The sequence below is a fragment of the Bartonella sp. AA126HLJHH genome (assembly GCF_042197425.1).
Taxonomy (GTDB): Bacteria; Pseudomonadota; Alphaproteobacteria; order Rhizobiales; family Rhizobiaceae; genus Bartonella.
The window spans coordinates 1-4199 of sequence record NZ_JBHIRU010000050.1 but is presented as its reverse complement, the minus strand read 5'-3'; the positions used below and the strand labels follow the sequence as shown (position 1 = coordinate 4199).

Sequence of the window (4199 nt, the reverse complement as noted above, 5' to 3'; positions counted from 1 at the left end):
TTATGGGGCGTCAATGTGTAAAGACTGATAAAAAGAGTGGCATTGTGAATGATGCCAATCACTATGCTGTTGAAACCATTGGCAACCCTGCCTATCCATTGGATTTGTTTCAAAGGGTTATCACTGTAAGTTTGGAAACCATGAAAATCGTTAAGAACTTACCAAAATTAGAAATAAGAGAAACCGAATAACTTATAAAGCATGCTCACATAATGAGAGTGATAACCTTACAAGGGGTATAGAGCTTATAACCATAATCTATACCTCTCTTGTTAAGTTGATTAGATATAATCTTCTTTCTATGAGGGATAACAAAATAAAGTTAAGAGAATAGGATTTTGCAACATTCCTCTTAATTATTGCGAATCAAGGATTCTTTTCGTGGAGTTTTTTTTGCCATACCTGCTATCCAGAGGGTTTTTAATTCTAAAAAATTGACTTGAAGTCACAGTGTAGCTACACTATAATAAAGGTTTTAAATGGAGATACAAATCATGAAAGCCGATTCTGTTGTTCGCGCTCGCATTCCTGCTAAAATGAAAAAACAAGCGATGATTAATTTAGAACGTATGGGATTAAGTGCATCAGACCTTATCCGCATAACATTTTTGCGTGTCGCTGAAGAAGGTTGTTTGCCTTTTGATCTTAAAGTACCTAATAGTGTCACACGTAAAGCTATAAAGGAATTAGATGAAGGTAAAGGTAAGACATTTAAAAACGCTGATGCCCTTTTTAAGGATTTAGGCATTTAATATGCTGATACCCGTCCGCTCAAGACAATTTAAACGTGACGTGCGCAAAGCGGAAAAACGCGGTAAAAATATGAATAAGCTGCGTACACTATTGAGTCTTCTAATTGAAGAAAAGCCATTACCAAGACATTACTGTGATCATCCACTAAAAGGCGATTGGGTAGGATATCATGATATTCATATCGAACCAGATTGGCTGCTTATTTATAGAATAGAAGGAGATAAATTACATCTTATTCGTACAGGAACGCACTCTGACCTTTTCAAAGAATAATTATATGAAAAGTTAAAAATACTCTAATTTTTCTCTACATAAAGAGCGCAGACCGTAAAAAACTCGCTCTTGAAGCTATAAAAAAGCTTCAAAAAGATGAGGGATAGAGAAAAAAACTAATAAAATCAATAAAGAATAAAATTCTCATTATTAATATAACTTATTGACTTAATTATTATTGAGTATCCCTTTTTTAAATAATAGTTTATATGCGTTATTCTAAAAAGAAATCATTTGCACTTTTAAATACTCTTATTTGGATTACTTTAAAACTTTTAAGAAATCCCATCTTAAAGTGAATACGCTTCTTTTACATTGCCTTTAAAAGATTATACCGTAATCTAAAATGATAGCTTTATTGTTATCAGAAGCTTTATTTAAAGAGGGTTATGTATATTCACTTTTCTTATAGGTTTTGAAGGTATAAAAACCGTCAAAACCCCTTCAAAACGTATATTATTAGTTGAATTTATAGGTTGTGTTATCAATAGAGGTTGTTTTTTAAGATCTGTAAAATATTAACACATTGAAAAATAACGTTTTTACTTTTTATCGTTTTTTTATCTAAAAGAGGCAACCGTCAAAACTCAAAACCCCGTCAAAACTCATAACCATAATGGTCTTGATAGCATTTATTATGATTATAATCCCTTTCTTTTGAAAGGCTTTAAAAGATCACATACTCTCATAAGACATGTTTTAATCATTCACTAAATGATCACTTTTGTCGATTCAATGTACTGACATAAACTTACAAATATATATTTACAGTTGTATTTATTTGTTATGGCTGTTTTAATAAGTTGTATTTTGAAAAATTCATAAAACTTAACTTGTTGAAATATAATGATTTTAATTTTCTCTCATTTAAAAAAAATGATATAGGTTCTAAAAAGAACTGACAAGACTGACAAAAGTTTATTAAAAGGGATTTTGCTCATCTCTATAATGATCAGTTTCTATTGAGATGTTTTCATAACAAGCAATAAATCACAATTATCCTATTTATCATTTCTCTTATGAACATGAAAAATGATGCCATGGCTATAAAGAACATAACAGCTATAGAGAAAGCAAAAATGCAAATGAAAGCATTTGTTATAAAGACAGTCCCTATAAAGGCTGTTAAGTCTAAAATGTGTTATTAAAAGAAATTAACAGAAATCTTAAAAGCCATTTAGTGACAAAATTGATAGGTTATAAAGTTTAAAATACGCATTATGAGAGCGTTTCTAAATATTATAAATGTATAGATTCAGAAAATAACGCAATCGTTTCATAAAACCTATAATATAGCTTTAAAAGCACATAAATATAAAAGAAGCAATTAATAAGCATAAGATATTATCAATACACAACGTATTTAAAAAATACAAAAAAACATCAAAAAAGTTTATAAATTAATTGACAATAAATACGTATTTTGTTACATAAATAACCAAGTGATGAAAACACTTTCGAATAGCGAATAGGTTGCGAAAAAACCTTTTCCATTTCTTTTAAAACACTGACTATCTTTTATGCTGTGATTAGCATATATAGTGATTTTGTCGGGTGTAGCTATGCCATACAATACCCTTATGGGAAAAGCATAGCAACGGACTATTCGCCGTGTTTTCAGCACCCGATGCTCTTATAGGGTGTCAATTGAAAACTAATTTACGAATAGGTGTAAAAATGAATTCTATTGTTAATACAGAAAAAACATCTCCAAAATACGAATTTATTGATGATTGTGAATATATTGATGGTCATTTCTTAACTCGAATTAGAGCCTTAAGAGATTTTGATGATGTCAAAAAAGGCGATTTAGGGGGGTATATTGAAAATGAAAGCAACTTATCTCATGAAGGTAATTGCTGGGTGTATAATAAAGCTCGGGTCTTTCAAAATGCACGCGTCTTTGGAAATGCTAAAGTAAAAAGCTTTTTTGTTGATGTCTATGGTAATGCGCAAATTTATGGGAATGCTATTTTTGAAGGTATGACATTAAAGGACAATGCAAAACTGTCTGGTAATGCGCATGCTAACAACGCCGTTGTAATTGAAGGCAATGCACAAATTTATGATAACGCCCGTGTCACTGATCATGCTCATATTTCTGATAATGCTGTCATTTGTGATGATGCCCATGTCGGAGGCAATGCAAAAATAAGTGGCTCTGCTTATATCTGTGATGAATCGCGTGTTTTTGATGATGCTGTTATTTGTGATGCTCTTGTCTCAGGCAATTCTTACATTCATAGCAATGCCTCTTTAACAGCTAATGAAGATATCTGTGATGATGCATATCCTGAGTTTGGGAGCGAAGATGATTATTATCGTCATGAGTATTATGCTGATTTTGAAGGGTATTATGACGATGATAATGACAGCGAATATGAAAGTGATGCTGCGTAAATGACACGCGCGGGCGCGGCGGGGGCGCCCTCCTTTAAACATCTCATTTAAAAATTTAAATCTCTATAAAGGAATTGTGCTCATGCAAAAGAAGTTTGCACTCACAAATGAAACGCGTGTAATTAATAATCATACCCTTTATCGCATTAAAGCATTAAAAGACTTTGCTGATGTTAAGGCTGGTGCCTTGGGTGGCTTTATTGAAAAGGAAGATAACCTCTCTCATGATGGCAATTGCTGGGTTTATGATAATGCTTGTGTTGTAAAATCTGGTCGTGTTTATGAAAATGCAAGGGTATATGGCAATGCTGCCATTGGTGGTTTTGTTTATGGCAATGCGCATGTATATGATAAAACCCGCGTGTATTTTGGAGCTCATGTTTATGATAATGCGCATCTTTCTGATAAGGTGTGGGTTTATCAATATGCAAGGGTTTATGGGAATGCAAAATTAACAGGAAGTGCACGCATTTATAGCAAGGCTGAGGTTTATGATCATGCTGTTGTAAGTAGCTCTTCAAAAATTTATGGCAAGGTTTATGGCAATGCTAGCGTGGGTGGGTATGTTAAGGTCTATGGTTCTGTTTATGGGAATGCAAAAGTGACTGGTTATCACACCATTAGAGGTTTGGTACATGGCAATGCAAGGTTAAAAAGAGATGGTTATTCATATGTCAAACAAAACTTTTATTATGCATATGGAATTCCTGAAGATTGTGAAATTTATGAAAACGATACCGTTGTAAAGATTATTGAAAATAACGCTGCGTAAA

The 4199-nt window shown here is 32.6% G+C and carries 5 protein-coding genes; all 5 read left to right on the top strand.

The features are described from left to right. Positions 1-191: hypothetical protein (locus ACFIQC_RS09335; protein WP_375707090.1), on the top strand; the 191-nt coding region annotated here is incomplete at its 5' end. Positions 192-494: 303 nt separating this feature from the next. Continuing rightward, a complete protein-coding gene (locus tag ACFIQC_RS09330; RefSeq protein ID WP_375641073.1) occupies positions 495-752 on the top strand; it encodes a type II toxin-antitoxin system RelB/DinJ family antitoxin in 258 nt (85 codons plus the stop codon). A gap of 1 nt (position 753) precedes the next feature. Then, positions 754-1026: a type II toxin-antitoxin system YafQ family toxin gene (locus ACFIQC_RS09325; protein ID WP_375630510.1), complete on the top strand. Its 273-nt coding sequence runs from the start codon at positions 754-756 to the stop codon at positions 1024-1026. 1677 nt (positions 1027-2703) lie between these two features. Then, positions 2704-3426 carry a hypothetical protein gene (locus ACFIQC_RS09320; protein WP_375707089.1) on the top strand — a complete coding sequence of 241 codons (723 nt, stop codon included), beginning with the start codon at positions 2704-2706 and terminating at the stop codon, positions 3424-3426. Between the two features lie 82 nt (positions 3427-3508). Further along, entirely contained in the window at positions 3509-4198 is a 690-nt protein-coding gene (locus tag ACFIQC_RS09315) for a hypothetical protein (RefSeq protein WP_375616948.1), read from the top strand. Position 4199: the final 1 nt, after the last annotated feature.